Here is a 16,845-nt window from a genome sequence, read left to right as displayed (position 1 = left end):
GGGGGAACGCGCTTTCAGTTACGAAACGTGGCGGTCAGGCCGATGGTGCGCGGCCGCATGGTCATGGCGCGCGCGCCATTGTCCACATCGGCCTGCGCGCGGTAATAGTAGGTGTAGGACCGGCTGTTCAGCATGTTGGACACATAGGCTGAAATATCCCACGCTCCATGACGTGCTCCGGCGCGCAAATTCACACTGTTAAGCGCTGCGCCACGGTAGGTATACGCGTTATAGCCATTTACGGCTTCCGAACCCGTGCGATGATACGCACTGGAATATTGCCAGGCCCCATAGAAATAGGCAGAAGTCGTTGCGGAAATGTCATGGGCATATTCCCCGCTGAACGACGATTGCAAATCGGGCGTGCCCAGATCGTCGCCCTTTTTGGCAAGCAGAATCGCGCTGGTGCTGCCATCGGGAACCGCGCCATAAACGTCCGCGCGATAGGTCGCCTTGGTATAGCCGATGGCCGCCGAAAGGGTCAGCCCATGCATCGGCTTTGCATCGAGCTGAAAATCGAACCCACGGCTCGCGGCCTTGCCCAGATTGGCGTTGTACCCGAAACCGCACGAAGGCAGCGGCACATTGGCCTGAATTCCGTTCCAGTCCACCCAGAACAGGCTGCCCGCGACGTTGAGCTTGCCACCCAGGAACTTGCCCTTTGCGCCTGCTTCATAGCTCCACAGGCTGTCGGATTTGTAAGTGGAGGGCACCGCGGTCAAACCCAGCGTCGCCAGATCGCCCGCACATGTCGTGGGAACCTGCGGGTTCGCCCCGCCGATACGATACCCTTTGGCAGCGGTGGCATAGATCTGGGCCGAGCCGGCCTGATAGGACAAGTTGAAACGCGGGGTGACCGGCGTTTCGCTCTGCTGTCCGCTGTAATGCAGCGCCTCGGCCCCTACGAAGGGGCCATCCTGATTGTCGACAAAGCTGAAACTGTTGTGCGCGACGCGCACCCCGACAGACGCCTTCAGCCTGTCCGTGATGCGATAGCTTGCATCGCCGAACACCGCGCGCTCGTTGGTCTGATAGGTCAGCGCCTCGACAAAACTGACATGGCCCGGCAACTGGCCGCGACCGTAGAACGTTTCCGTCGTCCACCCCGGAAACAGCACCGGGATCAGATCGCCGATATTGTCGACCTCGCTCTGGTCATAATGTTGCGTGCTGTTTTGAAGGAACAATCCCAGGACCCAGCTGAAACGGGCATGCCCTGCATCGCGCGATGTCAGGCGCAGTTCCTCGGACCAGTTGCGCTGGCGCGTCAGGGTGTCGCTGCGTTCGTGAAAATCGACGCCTGGCACATAAGTCTGCGCGCCGCCGGTCAATGCGCCGATCGACAGGGGGGCATAGTCTTCGGTCCGGTCGCCATGACGGTCGTAATAGGACGTCACGGATTTTACGCTGAACGATCCGGCGTCGTAATCGAGGTTCAGCACGGGCAGGACGAAGTGGTCGCGATCAGGCTGGGACATGCCGTATGTCGACTTGTAAAGCCCCGCCGCGGGCCAGAACAGGTCGATGTCGTTGCGACGGGTTTCCTGATAGAACACGCTGGGCGTGATGGTCAGCCGATCGGTCGCGATGATGCGCATTTCGGCGCGGAACGCCATGTCATTTTCGCTGTTGGTGTTGCTTGCCAGCAGGGCGCCGATATCGGGCGATACCCGGTCGATATAGCCGCCCGTATGGCGCCCCCACGCGCTCAGGCGAAGACCGATGCGATCCTGCTCGATGGGCGTGTCGAGCGCGACGCCGAATTCGCCGCTGGGATCGCCGCCCTGGGTCGCGCTCACGTCGGCCCGGCCATAGACCCGCGTTTGATTGAGCGAAGGCGTTGGCGTGACGAAACGCACAGCGCCGCCTTCCGACCCCGATCCGAACAGCGTACCTTGCGGCCCGCGCAAGACTTCGACCCGGTCGAGATCGAAGACCAGCGGATACGTGTTGTTGACGACGCCCAGATAGTTCCGCGTCTGGATCGGGGTGTTGTCGATGTAGATCCCGGTGGTCGATGCGCCGGTGTTGGAATTGATTCCGCGAATGGAAATGGTTTCGCCGCCATAGCTCGACGTCGCAATGTTGCTGAGGCCGGGTGTCAGGCGCACCAGATCGTCGACCGACCGCACCCCTTGGCGGTCCATCGCCGCCTTGTCGTATGCCGAAATGCTGGCGGGAACCTTCAGGATCTGCTGGTCACGCCGTTGCGCCCCGGTCACGATGATGCTTGGCGCTTCCTGGTTCGACACTTGTTCGGCGCTGGGGTCGGGTTGAGGCGAACCGGGCACCACGCGATAGCCCCCTTGCGGATTGCGGACGGCGAGCAAGCCCGTGCCGCGCAGCATTTCGCGTATGGCGGCCTCGCTTTCGATGTGCCCCTTGACGGCGTGCGAGCGCTTGTCGGCCGTCAGCGCGCCGGCGACCACCACGAGTTCGCTCGACTGGCGCGAGAATTCCAGAAGCGCCGCCGAAAGAGGCTGAACGGGGATATTGAATCCACGCGGCTGGCATTGGCCCGCAACCGGCAAGGCCATCGCGGCGGCGGCGACCATCAATGCCGGCATCGACAGCCCGGAGTTCGATTTCCACCTCATGTCATGTGTTCCCCTGTCCGGCCGTTCGCCCCGTTCCCCACGGGGCGGATCACGTCCGGTTTCAATGCATAGACGTACGGCAGAGCCGGATCGTCAGTGGGCGATCGAAAAAATTTACCGCAAGAACGAGTCCGCGAAGCGTCGCGCCGCTCAGGGATACGCCGAATGGCTACGTCCCAGCGCTACTTTCCAACTGTCGCCTTATTGAAGAGCACGTCCACCCGGTAAACGTGGGCAGGACAGGCGAGAATCTCGTTCATCCGGGGATTGTCGCGGAAGATATCGCCGCCTCCACCCGCCACGTGCGCGTCCCGGCCCGCGATGTTTGGGAACGCCTCAAAAATACCGAACGTCGTTGGCGAGTATCGAACGCCGAACCAGGGACCGGTTGCCGGTTCATCCAGCACACACCCGTAAATGTCGCGCAGCATCACCGGCCTGGAAAAGGAGCTTGGTATCCGTGACGATCAAGTGAGAGATCGCTGCCAGCAGCGGTCAGCCTTGGGCCGAGCGTTTGCGGTGACAATGAGTTTCCGCATGGCGGCCGTGATGGAGATGCGGGGGAGGTGTCGGGAATATCTCGCCGGCGTTCGGGGCAGCGGTGGTGGGCGGACTGTTTGAGGCGGTAGTTGTCTCCGTTTTTGGCCAGAATGCTGACGACGGGGACCAACCGGTCCCACGGCGCGCCAGTCCGTCGTTCCCAACTGGCCGGAAATCTGACTACTCTCGAGCGGTCGACCCACTACGGCAGACAGGTTGCCTCATCGTGTTGAGGTCAAGGACGCAAGGCATCACGCATCGGCAGCAGGTATCTCGATATCGATCCGCAAGCCGCTATCACGGCGATTGGACGCCGAAATACGCCCACCATGCGCGGCGATTGCGCGCGAAGCAATGGCAAGCCCCAAACCAGCCCCCAATGATCCGGCCTCATCGGTTGTGCCCTCACCGCGCACAAAGGGCTCGAACATCGTGGTCAGCAGGTGCGCGCTCACACCTGGCCCCTGATCGCACACCCGAATGCGGAACAACCGGGCGGAGGCGCCAAAGGTGACTTCGACTTCAAGCCTGCCGCCTTGCGGTGAATAGCGCAGGGCATTGCGCAAGACATTTTCGAGGGCGCGGCGCACCAGTTCGGAATTGCCGCGCACCAGCGGCCATTCCTGATCTGCCTCGACCCCTGTCAAGGCGATGGTCACTGCCTTTACCTGGGCCTCATAGCGGGCATCCTCAACCACGCTTGCGGCCACGCCTGCCACGTCGAAATAGTCTTCGCCAGCGGCTTGATCATGCTCGGCGCGGGCCAGTATCAACAATTCGCCAACCATTGCATCGATCCGTGCAATTTCGATTTCCATGCGGTCCATGGCGGGCCCGATGCGCTCTGGCGACTGGCGCGCGAGCGCAATGGACAGTTGTATCCGCGCCAGCGGCGAGCGCAACTCGTGTGACACATCATGCAGCAGGCGGTCGCGGTCGGCCACGAGATTTTCCAGACGCTGCGCCATCTGGTCGAAATCGCGACCCAGATCGGCAATTTCGTCGCGCCTTTTTCCGATCCTGGGCGACAGGCGAGTGGAGAGTGCGCCTTGCGCCAACTGCGCAAACGCAAAACGCATGTGATTGATGGGAAGCAGCAAATACCAAGCGAGCGCTGCGCTGAAGATCAACCCTGCGATCAGCCCCAGCAGCAACACCTCGGGCGGGGTGTGCATCGCCAGACTGGCCATGCCGTCTCTGCGATAGGTAAAGCGGAGATGCCAGACCTGACCATCAGGTGCGATGGCCTGACGCGTCAGCATGGCCTGCCCCATGGGAGGGGCAAGGGGGGCAGTGCGATAGGCGCCAAGATGACCACGCATGAGGGGCGACAGATGCGTCAGGGCTTCAGTGAAGGCCGGGGCACCGCCGCGCGCCAGCGCCTGCGCCCCCGCCTCCAGCGCGCTCGGCCCGATCTCGCGCGCCATTACCATTTCGGGCGGATCACGCTTGTCGCCCAGCGCATAGACCAGCCAAACCGTCTGGGTGATAGCCAGATAGGTGAGGAGGAAGGCCAGCAGGATCTTGCCGAACAGTCTGTGCCGGCTGATACCAGCCCCGCTCATTGGACCCGCAATCGATAGCCGACACTGCGCGCTGTCTCTACCCCCAGCGCGCCACGCGACGCCGCTTCCAGCTTGAGCCGCAGATTGCTGACATGGACATCCACGCTGCGGTCATAGGACTGGCGCACACGCCCCAAGGCACGCTGCGACAGTTCATCCTTGGTGGAGATGGCCTCGCCGGCGCGGGCGAGAACCACCAGAATGTTGAATTCGGTGGGGGTCAGGTCGAGTGTCGTATCGCCCCACAGCGCCTCGCGCGCAGAAATCTGGATCACCAGATTGCCAAGGCGCAGCATCTTCAAATCGGGCGCGGCCTGCCTTGCAGGCGAATGGCGGCGCAGAATGGCGCGCAGACGAGCCACCAACTCGCGCGGATAGCAGGGCTTGGCCAGATAATCGTCCGCCCCCAGTTCGAGGCCGATCACCCGGTCCACCTCGTCGCCCCGGGCGGTCAGCATCAGCACCGGCACATCGCTTTGCTCGCGCAACTGGCGCAGAGCTTCGATGCCGTTGAGGCGGGGCATCATGATGTCGAGAACAACCGCGTCATAGCCCCCGGTCAGGGCAAGCTCGACGCCTCGCACACCATTGCCCGCGAGGTCCACCCGAAAACCCTCGCTTTCGAGATATTCCCGAAGCAAGGCGCCCAGATCGAGATCGTCATCGACCAGCAATATCCGTTTGGCGGTTTCCGTCACGCCTGTTCCCTGCCGCAAAGCCTGCACCCTGTCTGCGCTCTTTGCGGAAACTTTACACTTCCCTTGCGAAGTCTTTACTCTCATCCGCGATTGCCCAGCCTATATTCGCGGCCATGTTCAAGAAACATCGCCTTGTGATTGGCGGCATCGTTGTGGCGGTGCTGCTCCTTCTGATCCTCATCTGGAAATTCCTGTTCGCCAGCCCGGCCGACCCGGAACTGGTGTTGGCCACAGTGCGGCGGGGCACGCTGGAAAAGACGGTGGAGGCCACCGGCACGCTTGAGCCAAAAGAGTTGGTGGGTGTTGGCGCGCAGGTTTCGGGCCGAATCGAAGAACTCTATGTCACTTATGGCGATACGGTGCGCAAAGGCGATCCCATCGCGCTGATCGATGCGCAGACGGAGAACAACAGCCTCAAGACCGCGCAGGCCAATCTTGCCAACATGCAAGCCCAACTGGCCAGCACCGACGCCACCCTGGCACAGAAAAAGCTGGCTTTTGCGCGGCAGAAAATGATGGGCGCCGGCGAGGCGACGTCACAGGCCGATTTCGAAGCCGCCCGCGCCGATCTGCAAGCCGCGCAAGCCAGCCGTGACTCGCTGGCCGCGCAGACCCGTTCGGCCATCGTGGCCGTCAACACCGCGCAAGTGCAATTGGGCTATACCAAGATCACCGCGCCGATGGATGGCGTGGTGGTTTCTGTGGTCACCAAGCAGGGACAGACCGTCAACGCCGTGCAGTCGGCGCCGACCATCGTGGTGCTGGCCAAGCTTGATCAGATGACGGTCAAGGCGCAAGTTTCGGAGGCCGACGTCATCAACGTGCGCGTCAACCAGTCGGCCTATTTTACCATTCTGGGCGATCCGGACAAGAAGTATGAGGGCAAATTGCGGCTGATCAAGCCCGCGCCCGCCTCCATCGTGGACGAGGTGAACACTGCCACGAACACCGGGACCACCACCAACAACACATCGACCACCGCGATCTATTATGACGCCCTCTTCGATGTGCCCAACGCCGACGGCCGGTTGCGGGCGCTGATGACTGCCAAGGTGACCGTCCTTCAGGCCCGGCACACGCGGGCCCTGATCATCCCTTCCTCGGCGCTGGGCGCGCGGGCTGCCGACGGCAGCTATAGTGTGCGGGTCAAGGACAAGGATGGCGTGATTACCCAGCGCAAGATCACTGCCGGGCTGGACAACAATGTGAATGTCGAAGTGCTCTCCGGCTTGAAGGAGGGCGAACAAGTGGTGGCCGGCGAGGCCAAGGCGGGGACAACGACCACCAGCAAGCCGATGATGGGGGCGCCCGGGGCGTGATGGAGGCGCAAGTCATGACGGATACCTCGCATCCACTCCTGTCGCTGGTGCAAGTCCGGCGCGAATATCCCTCGGGCGATGGCGTGTTTGCCGCGCTCAAGGATATCAACCTGGAAATCCGCGCTGGTCAAATGGTGGCGATCGTCGGGCAGTCGGGATCGGGCAAATCGACCCTGATGAACATCCTGGGCTGTCTCGACCGCCCGACCAGCGGCATTTACAAGGTCAATGGCCGCGCCACCAGCGATCTGGAGCCTGATGAACTGGCGGCGCTCAGACGCGAGCATTTCGGCTTTATCTTTCAGCGCTATCACCTGCTGGGTGATCTGTCGGCGGCAGCCAATGTCGAGGTGCCTGCGGTCTATTCAGGGCGTGACCGGGCGCAACGGTCTGCCCGGGCCAGCCAGTTGCTGACCCGTCTGGGGCTGACCGAGCGCTCGGATCACAAGCCGGGCCAGCTTTCGGGCGGGCAGCAGCAGCGGGTGTCGATCGCGCGTGCGCTGATGAATGGTGGCGAGGTGATCTTTGCCGATGAGCCCACCGGCGCGCTCGATTCCGCCAGTGGGGCCGAGGTCATGCAGATTCTCGATCAACTCCACGCCGAAGGCCACACCGTCATCCTCGTCACGCACGACATGGGTGTGGCCAAACACGCCGAGCGCATCATCGAGATTCGCGATGGCGCGATCATTTCCGATACCCGCGATCACGCCTTTGTTCCCACTGTCAAATTGCCCGAGCCGCCACCCCATGATGGCACCGTATGGCAACAGATGCTTGACCGGCTGCGCGAAGCTTTCAACATGGCGCTGCTCGCGATGGCGGCGCACAAGCTGCGCACCTTTCTGACCATGCTGGGGATCATCATCGGTATCGCCTCGGTAGTCTCCGTGGTGGCGTTGGGCAACGGGTCGCAGCAGCGCATTCTGGCCGACATATCGAGTCTGGGCACCAACACGCTGACCATCTATCCGGGCAAGAGCTTTGGCGACACGCTCTCGGCCAAGATCGAGACCTTGCGCGATGCGGATGCCGATGCGCTGGCGCAGCTTTCCTATGTGGACAGCGCCACGCCCAGCGTTGCGACCAGCGTTACCGCGCGCTATCGCAACATCACCGCCACATCGCAAGTCAACGGCGTGGGCGAGGCCTATTTCCGCGTTCGTGGGCTGGAATTGAAATCCGGCCGCTTGTTCGATGCCAGCAGCGTAAAGACGCTGGAGCAAGTGGTGGTCATCGACCAGAATACGCAGAAGACGCTATTTCCCCATGGCGAGGATCCGCTGGGCGTGGTGGTTGTGCTGGGCAATGTGCCGGTGCGCATTGTCGGCGTAGTGGGCACCCAGCAGCAAGGCTTTGGTGGTAGCGACAATCTGACTGTCTATGCACCCTATACCACGGTGATGAGCCGGATGCTCGGGCAAGCCTATCTGTCGAGCATCACCGTACGGGTGAACGATAACACACCGACAGCCGCTGCAGAAGTGGCTGTCACCGCGCTGCTGTCCAAGCGGCATAGTACGACCGATTTCTTCATTTCCAACTCTGACGATATTCGCAAGACGATCACCAATGTCACCGGCACGATGACCCTGTTGGTCGCAGCCATTGCGGTGATTTCCCTGGCGGTAGGCGGTATCGGGGTGATGAATATCATGCTGGTTTCCGTCACCGAGCGCACCAGCGAGATCGGTGTGCGCATGGCGGTGGGGGCCCGCCAGTCCGACATCTTGCAGCAATTTCTGATCGAGGCGGTGCTGGTCTGTCTGGTCGGCGGCGTGGTGGGGGTATTGTTATCGTTCGTAGTGGGGCTTGGCTTCAAACTGTTCAGCACCAGCTTTCAGTTGTCCTATTCGGCCCTGTCGATCGTCTCTGCCTTTTTGTGTTCCACCCTCATCGGCGTGGTGTTCGGCTTTCTCCCTGCGCGCAGGGCGGCCAAGCTGGACCCGGTCGAAGCCCTATCGCGAGACTGACCCGTGGCTGATCCTGTCTTTTCCCCGCGCGGGCTCATGCGCGTGTTGCTGTCCGCCGCGCTGATGGCAACCGGCGGCTGCGCGGCGCTGACGCGCACGCATTATCAAACGCCGGTGCTGGCCACCGATGCGCGTTTTGCGGTGGCTGCTACGGGCACGACCAGCGGCAGCGGCCCATGGTGGAACGAATTTGCCGATCCCGCACTGTCCAGGCTGGTGGAGGATGTGTTGGCGCGCAATGCCAATCTGGCGGCGGCGGGGCTGACGCTGAAACAGGCGCGGATGACGGCGGCGCTGGCTCGGCAGGGATTGCTGCCCGGCATTTCGGCCAGCGGCGGAACCACATCCACCAAGGAGCTGGCCGCAGGCGGTGTTCGGAGCAATGCCAGCACCACCTCGCTCAGCGCATCCTGGGAAATCGACCTGTTTGGCAAACTGGATGCCCAGATCGACGCCGCAGAATGGAAGGCCAAGGCCAGCGCCGCCGATCTGGCCAACACCCGCCTCGCGCTGATCGGCACCACGGTCGAGGCGTGGTGGGAATTGGGCTATGCCAATGAACAGATCGCGCTGGGGCAGGATAGCCTGAGCTATGTTCACCGACTGCTTGAACTGGTGCAGCGGCAGTATCGGGCAGGCGCGGTATCGCGGCTCGATCTGCGCGATGCCGAACAGACGGTCGCTGCGCAGGAGGCCACGCAGACTCAGTTGATCGAGGCGCGCGCCGAAGCGCTCAAGACGCTGGCCGCGCTGCTGGATCAGCAGTCCTATGATGAGGCCGAGCCCAAGGCCATGCCCACCGGCGATCTGCCCGCGATTGCCGAGGGCCTTCCCGCCAGCCTGCTTGCCCGGCGCCCCGATCTGGCCGCTGCCGAACTGCGCTTACGCGCCACGCTGGCCACCAGCGACGCTACAAAGCTGAGCTATTATCCCGCGCTTACCCTGACCGGGGCGCTGGGGACTACCGGATCGGCGCTGCTCAAGATGTTCAGTGATCCGGCGGCCAGTCTGGGCGCGGCCTTGTCGATAGCCGAACTCAATCCCGCCAAGGTGCGGCTGGGGATCGGCATTGCCCGCGCAGACTATGACATCGCGGCGCAGACCTTCCGCCAGACTTTCTACAACGCTTTGCGCGACACGGAAATCGCGCTTTCGGCGCGCGATCAATATGGGCGTCAGGCCGGCTATCTGGATAGCAATCTCGCAGCCGCCCGCGATGCCGAAACTCTCTATGATCGGCAATATCGCGCAGGGGCCATCGCGCTGCGCGGTCTGCTTGACGCGCAAAGTCGTCGCCGCACCGCACAAAGCGACCTGATCGCCAACCGCTATCACCGGTTGGTCGCCCAAACCCAAGTCCATCTTGCCTTGGGGGGATAATCTCGGGCTTCCGCAGTGTCTCGGTTTGAATTTCAGTTCCCGAAACGTTTAGCGAAAGTGGTGCGGAAAGCCTTTATCCCACCGCTAGTCCGTGAACCCTGTTATGGATCATGCGCACAGTTGGCCAAGATCGTGGGCGATCCGGCGCAAGGCAGGTAGATAGCGGGATCGCATCTCTGCCGGGGACACGCGGGCGGCCTGCGTCCCTACATTGATCGCCGCGACGACATGGCGCGCCGAGACCACCGGAACCGAGATCGAACGCAGACCCGGCTCGAGCTCTTGATCGACCATGGCAAAGCGGTTCACCGCCACCTGGTCGAAGATGGCCAGCAGCGCGCGAGGAGATGTCTCGGTTCGTTCCGTCAACGCCTCCAGCCTGGTTCGCGCCAGATAAGCCTCCTGATCGGCCTTCGGTTGCGCGGCAAGCAGCACCCGGCCCATCGAGGTGCAATAGAGCGGGAGCCGACTGCCGACCCGCAACGCGATCGACATGATGCGAGAGACTTCGGCGCGCGCGATATACGTAACTTCATCCTCTTCGATCACCCCGAGCGAACAGGATTCGTGCAGTTCGTCGCGCAACTGGTCGAGCAACGGCTGTGCTCTGACCGCAAGTGTGCTCGACGACAGATAGGCGTGGCCAAGCGACAGCACCTTTGGCTGCAACATGTATCGCGTATCCTCGTGAGAGGCATATCCGAGCCTTGCCAGAGTGTGCAGGCAACGCTTGACCGCAGGCCGGCTGAGACCGGTCAGCCGACTGGCCTGAGCGATCGTCATCGGCCGCCGCTCGTCGGCAAAACAGCGCAGCACTGCCAACCCGCGCGCGAGGGATGTCATGAACTCCGGGTCGCCATTCGCGTCCAGTGTTTCATCGTGCGACATCAATTTCTCCATATAACCGATTATCGGTTAATACATCGGTTATCGGTTGACGCAAGTGCAAGTCGGCCTCACGGATGCGATGTCGAACGGCCGCAGGAGAATCGCATGATCGACAAACAAGCGGCGAGCGCCGAAGCGGCGGTCGCGGATATTTTCGACGGTGCCGCAGTGATGATCGGCGGCTTCGGCACGGCGGGCATGCCCGACCAGTTGATCGATGCGCTGATCGCGCGCGGTGTCGGCGATCTTACCATAATCAACAACAACGCCGGCAATGGCGAGACCGGCCTGGCCGCGCTGATCCGCGAAGGGCGCGTCAGGAAAGTCATCTGTTCCTTTCCGCGCCAGGCCGACTCGCAGCATTTCGATGCCGCCTATCGTGCCGGAACGATCGAGCTGGAACTGGTGCCGCAGGGCAACCTTGCGGCGCGTATTCAGGCGGCCGGGGCGGGGCTTGGCGCGATCTTCACGCCCACCGGCTATGGTACGCTGCTGGCCGAGGGCAAGGAAACCCGCGAGATCGACGGCCGGCACTATGTGCTCGAATACCCGATTCACGCCGATTTCGCGCTGATCAAGGCGCACCGGGGCGATCGCTGGGGGAACCTGGTCTATCGCAAGACGGCGCGGAATTTCGGGCCGATCATGGCCATGGCGGCAAGGACGGCGATCGCCCAGGTCGCCGAAATCGTGCCGTTGGGCGCGCTCGATCCCGAGGCGGTGGTGACGCCGGGTATCTTTATCCAGCGCGTTGTCGAAATCGCGCCGGCCGCCGTTGTGGCCGCTTGAGCAAGGACTGCCGATGAACCGCCTGAACCGCGACCAGATGGCCGCCCGCGTCGCCCGCGACATTCCTGAAGGTTCCTATGTCAATCTTGGCATCGGCCTGCCTACCAAAGTCGCCAACTATCTGCCGCCGGAGCGCGAGATATTTCTGCAAAGCGAGAATGGCCTGCTGGGCATGGGGCCTGCGCCGGCGCCGGGCGAAGAGGACTGGGAACTGATCAATGCCGGCAAACAACCGGTGACGCTGCTGGCCGGTGGTTGCTATTTCCATCATGCCGACAGCTTTGCGATGATGCGCGGGGGGCACATCGACATCTGCGTGCTCGGCGCCTTTCAGGTTTCGGTGAACGGCGACCTTGCCAACTGGCATACCGGTGAACCGGGGGCGATCCCGGCAGTGGGCGGCGCGATGGATCTTGCGATCGGAGCGAGGCAGACGTTCGTGATGATGGACCTGCTGACCAAACAGGGCGAAAGCAAGCTGGTCGCGGCCTGCACATATCCGCTGACCGGGCTTGCTTGCGTGTCGCGCGTCTATACCGACCTTGGCGTGTTCGACGTTGGGCCGCAGGGCGCTTTTGTCGTCGAGGCGGTCGACGGCGTTTCCATCGACGATCTGCGCAAGCTCACCGGCGTGTCGCTGGCCGCGTGAAAGGATCTGCCATGACCGAAGCCTTCATCTGTGATGCCGTCCGCACGCCAATTGGCCGCTATGGCGGCAGCCTTGCCAATGTGCGCGCCGACGACCTTGGTGCGGTGCCGATGCGGGCATTGCTCGCCCGCAATCAAGGTCTTGATCCGGCAGCAATCGAGGAAGTGTTCTATGGCTGCGCCAACCAGTCGGGCGAGGATAATCGCAACGTTGCGCGGATGAGTCTGCTGCTGGCCGGCCTGCCGCATACGGTGCCGGGGGTAACTCTCAACCGCCTGTGTGCCTCGGGCCTTGAGGCGGTGGGCGAAGCGGCGCGCGCGATCCGTTCGGACGAGATGGCGCTCGCCATCGCGGGCGGGGTGGAGAGCATGACACGTGCGCCGTTCGTGATTGGCAAGGCTGACGGCGCCTTTGGTCGCGGCCAGAAGCTTGAAGACACGACGATGGGCTGGCGCTTCGTCAACCCGGCCCTCGATGCGCTTTACGGTACGGAGGCGATGCCTCGCACCGGTGAGAATGTCGCGGGGGATTACAAGATTACCCGTACTGACCAGGATGCTTTCGCACTACGCAGCCAGCAGCGTGCGATCGCGGCGCAGCAGAGTGGATTCCATGCCGAGGAGATCGTTTCGGTAGCGGTGCGCGGCGACCGGAAGGACGCGTTGTTCGAAGTCTCGGTCGATGAGCATCCGCGTGCCGGCACGACGATCGATACGTTGCAAAAGCTCAAGCCGCTGTTCGGTGCAGAGGGCACCGTTACCGCCGGAAACGCATCGGGGATTAACGACGGTGCCGCCGCGATGATCATCGCCAACGAAGCGGCGGTCAGGGCCCATGGGCTGAATCCGCGCGCGCGCATCCTCGGCATGGCATCATCGGGCGTCGAGCCGCGTGTGATGGGTATCGGACCGGTTCCGGCCACGCGCAAGCTGATGGCAAGGCTGGGATTCACGATCGGCGATTTCGATGCGATCGAGCTGAACGAGGCCTTCGCCAGCCAATCCCTTGCAGTGCTGCGGCTGCTTGGCCTTTCCGATGACGCGCCACATGTCAACGCCAATGGCGGGGCCATTGCGCTCGGCCATCCGCTCGGCATGTCGGGCGCGCGCATCGCGATGACACTCGTCCACCAACTGGAGAAAAGTGGCGGCAGACGGGGCCTTGCCACGCTTTGTATCGGCGTCGGCATGGGACTCGCGCTGGCCATCGAACGCGTCTGAGATTGGTATTACGCGGCAGGAATGTCGAACCGTCCGCGTGGTGGCCGCTTTCACGCTGGACGTATGGAGAGCCAGTTTTTACAGAAATTCAAAATGTTGAACTTTGCGGGAGTTGCCTTCTTCATGAGCACGGCTTTGATTGCAACCGATCCGCGCAATTTTCGGGACGTGCTGGGATGCTGCCCGACGAGTGTTGCCGTGATCACGGCACTGAACGGCGAAGATCGGTTTGGCATGGTCGTGGGAACGTTTACCTCGATTTCCCTCGATCCGCCGCTGGTCGGATTTTTTCCCGCCAAAGGATCATCGACGTGGTCGCGCATTGCTGAAACCGGGCGCTTTTGCGCGAATATCCTGTCAGCAGAGCAAGCGCATATCTCCAGGCTCTTTTCCTCGAAAGCCGAAGACAAGTTCGCAGAGGTCATTCACGGATCGAGCCCGAGCGGCCTTCCCCTGATCGATGGGATTGCTGCATGGGTGGATTGTCGCATTCAATCGGTTCAGGAAATCGGCGACCATTTTCTCGTGGTGGGTGCTGTCGAAGCGATCGGGCAGGGCACGACTTCGCCGCTGGTATTCCTCAAGGGTGGCTATTGCATCCCGCACTCGCTTTGATCGGGCAAGTCATTCCAAGTCGCGCAAGGCCTGCGGCTTTCAAAAAGGGTGGTAGCAGTGCAAGGAATGGCACCTTCGGCAGATGCGTGGCGGCTGCGACCTCAGGCGCCGGATTCCGGCACGCACATTGGACCGATCGAAAATTTGCAAGACGGCACGAGCAAGGAGTTCGTGTTTGGCGTCGGGCTGAACGCGTTTCGCATGTTTGTCGTGCGTGTCCGTCGTCAGAACATTCGACACAGGTTTCGGCGTAAATTAGCGGAGGGCAGGCCTCGTCTGGGGTTGTGTTTTAGGCGGCGAGCTTGCGGTGTTGCAAGCGCCGATGCTCGATGGTCTGTCGCTTGATCCTTTCGCGCTGTTGGATGATGGCTGGTGCCCTGCCGAAGTAGGCGGCCCCGGTCGCGGTGTGCACCTCCTCACGGATGATCGTCTCGGTAATTTCGTGTAGATGCCGCGTCAGCGCGTCGCTGAGTTCCTCGAATTCAGGCCAGAGCACGGCGCGCGCAAAGCTGGCGGGCGCCCGGATCATGACCGTCTGGCGGTGCATGCGCCGATAGCGAAACGGGCGGACACCGTATCTGCGACACAGCGCGGTGAAGAACTGGTAAGACCACGGATCGGGGATTGAGAACTTGAACTCTTCGGGGCGCTCGGTCTTGCTGGCGGTTTCGAACTGACGGCGGATGCGATCGGCAGCTGCCCCGGCCGCCATCTTCTCGCCCGGCGTTGCCGCGCCTGCATAAAGCGCCTCGATCTTGCGCAGTTTTGCGCGGAGCTTTTCTTCGTCGGTCATGGGCGTACCCTGGATCGCGGTTGGTTTTGTCCGTTCGTCGGGGTGTTGCGATGCCTCGCGCCGAAATCATGCATTCCAGAAGCCGGTCTTGCGCCCATGAACCTGCCTGAGGTGCGCCGCATAGGCGTCATGATCCGGACGATCCCCGAAATCCTCGATGCGTTTGGCAAGGTGCGCGCAAGTTTGCAGATGGCGGGCGGCGTGGCCATAGCGCTTGTAACGGGCGTTAGTGAGCGAAAAGTCGATCATCGCGCGCAGCATCAGCGTGGCGGCAAGCGGATGGCGTTGCTCCAGCGCGTCGGCTGCAGGGGTCAGCAGCTCATAGTGATTGCCGTCGAGTTCGCCATGGCGCGCCAGAATGAGTTTGGCAGCAAGGTCGTGTGCCGGCCAATCGACCAGGAAGGCCAGCGCCTGACTGAATCCTGCATATCGGCCAACATAGGCCAAAGCCCGGTTTTCCGCCTCTTCGTCGTCAAAATCGGGCAGGCGCTTGATATAGGCCCGAAGGTATTCGGCATTCAGCGTGCGCTCGAAAATGGCCCAGCGCTCGCTCTGGGCATCGTCCGATCGTCCCAGGGCATCAAGCGCCTCGATCCGGACCCGTTGCCAATCGGGCCAATGCCTGCCGTTCCTGAATTCGGGTTCGGCGCCGGTCAGCGCCGCCATGGCCTCCGCCGCCCGATCGGCCGCCAAAAGGCGCTCTGCAATCCGCGCGGCGATGGCCGGGTTGGCGCGTTCTTCCGATGAAAAGCGCGCGATATATCCATCGACATCGCCCAGCGCATCGGCGATTTCGGTCAGCGCCGACTGGACTGTCCGTGCATGGTTCCTCGCAAGATAATCGTCCTCGTAGAGAGGGCCGCCCATGCCATACCCGATCACGCGGCGCTCGCCCGATGGCGCCTTTGCGGGCGGCTTGGCGGCCAATCCCTCGAACATGGCCTTGAGCGTTTCCAGTCCTTGCCGCCCGAGCGGCTTTGCCATCAGGGCGATCAAACCGTCGAACTGGCCGTAATCGTTGGCGCAGACTCCTGCGAAGACCCGCTCGGCCAGTCTGGCAGGGGCCAGTGCCGCATGCCCGGCAACCGTGCCGAGATCTTCCAAAGCGGTGGCGACGACGTTGCCGATCGTCCCGTTGCTGTCATCACACCGCTCGTAGATCGATGGCGCCATCTCCAGCAACCGCCAGAGGAGATCAAAGGCTTCGGCGGGCTTGGTCGGGGCGACATGATCCACGATCGCCGCCCGCTGCATGTCGAGATCCTGCGCCAGCGGCCTGATCTTTCGCCAGTCGACAAAGGATTTCGACCGGGCAATCGCAGCGAGTCGCTTGCGTATTTCCGCCGCGACATCACCGCCGCCGCTGCGACTGGCCAGTTCAAGCCGCAATCGGCGCTTTGCGGTCGCATCCCCCGTCGCCAATTCGAGCAGCAACTCCGCCAGACGCTCCGCACCAAGCGCAGCCAGATTCGCGGCATTCAGGGTCTTTTCGGAAGCCATGCCTTGTCTTTGCAAAGGCGGTGCGTGCCGGTCAAGCCAGGTGGGTGTTCATTCGCTAACGTCAATCAGGGTTATCCAGCAAATGTGCCGCGCAAGAACTCGGTCGCCTGGGCAACCGAGCCACGTACCGCCGGTGTTCACGCGATGAGGGCGAGCAGCAGGACGTCGTGGATCGTGCCGTTGTAGCGGACCAATGTGACATTGACGCGGGCCTGGGTGAGATGATGGCCACAGGCTTCACGACCATTGCGCGCGGCACATCCTTCAACTGATCGGTGCAGGCGGTTGGATCGGCAAATTCGGGACAGGGTCCGTTATG

At 62.3% G+C, this 16,845-nt stretch carries 14 protein-coding genes; 7 read left to right on the top strand and 7 right to left on the bottom strand.

Annotated elements, in window-relative coordinates; translation table 11 throughout:
• Positions 1 to 14: 14 nt before the first annotated feature.
• The 4 genes from AQZ50_RS09675 to AQZ50_RS09655 all read right to left on the bottom strand — a co-directional run bounded on the left by AQZ50_RS09675 (position 15) and on the right by AQZ50_RS09655 (position 5,400).
• Entirely contained in the window at positions 15 to 2,597 is a 2,583-nt protein-coding gene (locus AQZ50_RS09675; protein WP_231730203.1) for a TonB-dependent receptor, read from the bottom strand.
• A gap of 182 nt (positions 2,598 to 2,779) precedes the next feature.
• The gene (locus tag AQZ50_RS09670; protein WP_197412438.1) at positions 2,780 to 3,028 is read right to left on the bottom strand and encodes a hypothetical protein; all 249 of its coding nucleotides are present in this window, start codon (positions 3,026 to 3,028) and stop codon (positions 2,780 to 2,782) included.
• 360 nt (positions 3,029 to 3,388) lie between these two features.
• A complete protein-coding gene (locus AQZ50_RS09660) occupies positions 3,389 to 4,702 on the bottom strand; it encodes a HAMP domain-containing sensor histidine kinase (protein ID WP_067745970.1) in 1,314 nt (437 codons plus the stop codon).
• Complete coding sequence (locus AQZ50_RS09655; RefSeq protein WP_067745968.1) at positions 4,699 to 5,400, bottom strand: response regulator transcription factor; 702 nt, start codon at positions 5,398 to 5,400, stop codon at positions 4,699 to 4,701. Before AQZ50_RS09655 ends, AQZ50_RS09660 begins: the two co-directional genes overlap by 4 nt.
• 134 nt (positions 5,401 to 5,534) lie before the next feature.
• On the opposite strand from AQZ50_RS09655, the gene AQZ50_RS09650 reads away from it, so the two are divergent.
• Genes AQZ50_RS09650 through AQZ50_RS09640 form a run of 3 tightly spaced genes read left to right on the top strand, consistent with a single transcriptional unit; the run spans position 5,535 to position 10,072 of the window.
• Positions 5,535 to 6,719, top strand: coding sequence for an efflux RND transporter periplasmic adaptor subunit (locus AQZ50_RS09650; RefSeq protein WP_231730202.1), 1,185 nt, complete (start codon positions 5,535 to 5,537; stop codon positions 6,717 to 6,719).
• Positions 6,720 to 6,733: 14 nt separating this feature from the next.
• Positions 6,734 to 8,692, top strand: coding sequence for a MacB family efflux pump subunit (locus AQZ50_RS09645; protein ID WP_067746211.1), 1,959 nt, complete (start codon positions 6,734 to 6,736; stop codon positions 8,690 to 8,692).
• Positions 8,693 to 8,695: 3 nt separating this feature from the next.
• Positions 8,696 to 10,072 carry an efflux transporter outer membrane subunit gene (locus AQZ50_RS09640; protein WP_231730201.1) on the top strand — a complete coding sequence of 459 codons (1,377 nt, stop codon included), beginning with the start codon at positions 8,696 to 8,698 and terminating at the stop codon, positions 10,070 to 10,072.
• A gap of 108 nt (positions 10,073 to 10,180) precedes the next feature.
• Here AQZ50_RS09640 and AQZ50_RS09635 read toward each other — a convergent pair whose 3' ends face one another.
• A complete protein-coding gene (locus tag AQZ50_RS09635; protein WP_231730200.1) occupies positions 10,181 to 10,915 on the bottom strand; it encodes an IclR family transcriptional regulator domain-containing protein in 735 nt (244 codons plus the stop codon).
• Positions 10,916 to 11,065: 150 nt separating this feature from the next.
• Between AQZ50_RS09635 and AQZ50_RS09630 the strand changes: the two genes are divergently transcribed.
• Genes AQZ50_RS09630 through AQZ50_RS09615 form a run of 4 tightly spaced genes read left to right on the top strand, consistent with a single transcriptional unit; the run spans position 11,066 to position 14,233 of the window.
• Positions 11,066 to 11,749, top strand: coding sequence for a 3-oxoacid CoA-transferase subunit A (locus AQZ50_RS09630; RefSeq protein ID WP_067745961.1), 684 nt, complete (start codon positions 11,066 to 11,068; stop codon positions 11,747 to 11,749).
• A gap of 13 nt (positions 11,750 to 11,762) precedes the next feature.
• A complete protein-coding gene (locus AQZ50_RS09625) occupies positions 11,763 to 12,398 on the top strand; it encodes a 3-oxoacid CoA-transferase subunit B (protein WP_067745959.1) in 636 nt (211 codons plus the stop codon).
• 11 nt (positions 12,399 to 12,409) lie between these two features.
• Positions 12,410 to 13,618, top strand: a complete 1,209-nt coding sequence (gene pcaF, locus AQZ50_RS09620) for a 3-oxoadipyl-CoA thiolase (RefSeq protein ID WP_067745957.1) — start codon at positions 12,410 to 12,412, stop codon at positions 13,616 to 13,618.
• A gap of 21 nt (positions 13,619 to 13,639) precedes the next feature.
• The gene (locus AQZ50_RS09615; RefSeq protein WP_369801405.1) at positions 13,640 to 14,233 is read left to right on the top strand and encodes a flavin reductase family protein; all 594 of its coding nucleotides are present in this window, start codon (positions 13,640 to 13,642) and stop codon (positions 14,231 to 14,233) included.
• 289 nt (positions 14,234 to 14,522) lie between these two features.
• Here AQZ50_RS09615 and AQZ50_RS09610 read toward each other — a convergent pair whose 3' ends face one another.
• Positions 14,523 to 15,026, bottom strand: coding sequence for a hypothetical protein (locus tag AQZ50_RS09610; protein ID WP_082703542.1), 504 nt, complete (start codon positions 15,024 to 15,026; stop codon positions 14,523 to 14,525).
• Positions 15,027 to 15,092: 66 nt separating this feature from the next.
• A complete protein-coding gene (locus AQZ50_RS09605) occupies positions 15,093 to 16,526 on the bottom strand; it encodes a DUF6880 family protein (RefSeq protein ID WP_067745951.1) in 1,434 nt (477 codons plus the stop codon).
• Positions 16,527 to 16,845: the final 319 nt, after the last annotated feature.

This window comes from Novosphingobium sp. Fuku2-ISO-50, from assembly GCF_001519055.1.
Taxonomy (GTDB): Bacteria; Pseudomonadota; Alphaproteobacteria; order Sphingomonadales; family Sphingomonadaceae; genus Novosphingobium.
The sequence above is the reverse complement of the archived record's forward strand: the minus strand, read 5'-3'. Positions and strand labels throughout refer to the sequence as shown.

Coding starts and splice junctions, on each gene's coding strand:
- AQZ50_RS09675 (WP_231730203.1), bottom strand. CDS start 2,597: ATGAGGTGGAAATCGAACTCCGGGCTGTCGATGCCGGCATTGATGGTC.
- AQZ50_RS09670 (WP_197412438.1), bottom strand. CDS start 3,028: ATGCTGCGCGACATTTACGGGTGTGTGCTGGATGAACCGGCAACCGGT.
- AQZ50_RS09660 (WP_067745970.1), bottom strand. CDS start 4,702: ATGAGCGGGGCTGGTATCAGCCGGCACAGACTGTTCGGCAAGATCCTG.
- AQZ50_RS09645 (WP_067746211.1), top strand. CDS start 6,734: ATGACGGATACCTCGCATCCACTCCTGTCGCTGGTGCAAGTCCGGCGC.
- AQZ50_RS09635 (WP_231730200.1), bottom strand. CDS start 10,915: ATGACATCCCTCGCGCGCGGGTTGGCAGTGCTGCGCTGTTTTGCCGAC.
- AQZ50_RS09630 (WP_067745961.1), top strand. CDS start 11,066: ATGATCGACAAACAAGCGGCGAGCGCCGAAGCGGCGGTCGCGGATATT.
- AQZ50_RS09625 (WP_067745959.1), top strand. CDS start 11,763: ATGAACCGCCTGAACCGCGACCAGATGGCCGCCCGCGTCGCCCGCGAC.
- pcaF (WP_067745957.1), top strand. CDS start 12,410: ATGACCGAAGCCTTCATCTGTGATGCCGTCCGCACGCCAATTGGCCGC.
- AQZ50_RS09615 (WP_369801405.1), top strand. CDS start 13,640: ATGTCGAACCGTCCGCGTGGTGGCCGCTTTCACGCTGGACGTATGGAG.
- AQZ50_RS09610 (WP_082703542.1), bottom strand. CDS start 15,026: ATGACCGACGAAGAAAAGCTCCGCGCAAAACTGCGCAAGATCGAGGCG.
- AQZ50_RS09605 (WP_067745951.1), bottom strand. CDS start 16,526: ATGGCTTCCGAAAAGACCCTGAATGCCGCGAATCTGGCTGCGCTTGGT.